Below are 1,198 nucleotides of genomic sequence, written 5' to 3'. Positions count from 1 at the left end.
CTCTCGCACATTGCCCAAGCACACTCTCCACTTCCCCTAGCTCTACCCGGTAGCCCCGGATCTTCACCTGGTCATCTCGTCTCCCAATGTATTCCATGTTGCCGTCCGGCAACCAGCGCACCAGATCCCCTGTCCGGTACAGCCGGTCTCCGGCCTGCCCGCTGAATCCATCGGGAACAAATCGCTCTTCGGTCCACTCCGGCTGACCCAGGTACCCCCGGGCCAGCCCATCGCCGCCGACATACAATTCACCGACTATCCCTTTCGGACAGAGCTTTCCCTGTTCGTTCAGGACATAGACCCGTGTATTGCCAAAAGGCCGGCCGATCGGCACCACGCCGCTATACTCACGTCCTGGTGCTATCGTATGGAGCAGCTTACCGATCGTCGTCTCGGTGGGACCATAGTGATTGACCACCTGGCATCCATTCCCCTCCGATCGAAGTTTCGTTACCACTTCCGCCGGCAAAGCCTCCCCACCAAAGATCAGTATCTTTTCAGGGAGCAAAAGCTGTTCTCCGCTGCTCAACGCCCGCCAGTGCGAGGGTACGATCTTCACGCAATCGATCCCCTGCCGGCTGAAATAGGCTGGGGCCAGCGAGCTGTCATTGACCACCGCTGTGGACAGCACATGCAACGCTCCTCCCCATACCAATGCACTATAGATCACCGTATTGCCCAGATCGGCCGACAGGGTCGAGACCAGGGCAAACGACCGACACTGACTGATCGTTGTGGCCTGTGCTAGCCCAAACAGATAATCCATCAGGCTCCGATGCTCGATCATCACCCCCTTGGGCTGACCCGTCGAACCCGAAGTATAGATCACATAGGCCAAATGCTCCGGCCGGAGCGACCGCTCTACCCGTTCTACCGGACACTCGCCAATAAACGCTGTTTCCTCGTCCAATAAGACGATGCGTACGCCTTCACCTACGGGCAACCGCGCCCCCATATCTCCACTGCTCACCACCACCTTCGCCTTCGTCTCTGCCAGCATATACGCCAACCGCTCGGCCGGATACTCCGGGTCCAGCGGTACATACGCTCCTCCTGCTTTTAAAATGCCCAATATCCCCACGATCATCTCCAACGACCGCTCCAGGCATACCGGCACCAGCACTTCCTCCCGTACGCCCAATCTCCGCAGGTAATGCGCCAACTGGTTGCTCCTCTCCTCCAGCTCCTCATAGCTCAC

The 1,198-nt window shown here is 58.4% G+C and carries 1 protein-coding gene; it reads right to left on the bottom strand.

Going from position 1 to position 1,198, the window contains the following annotated elements; translation table 11 throughout:
- Window positions 1-1,198, bottom strand: a 1,198-nt coding sequence (locus IEY39_RS29600; protein WP_188938391.1) for a non-ribosomal peptide synthetase, incomplete at both ends; no start/stop codon positions are given.

This window comes from Puia dinghuensis, assembly GCF_014642875.1.
In the GTDB taxonomy this organism is placed as follows: Bacteria; Bacteroidota; Bacteroidia; order Chitinophagales; family Chitinophagaceae; genus Puia; species Puia dinghuensis.
The sequence above is the reverse complement of the archived record's forward strand: the minus strand, read 5'-3'. Positions and strand labels throughout refer to the sequence as shown.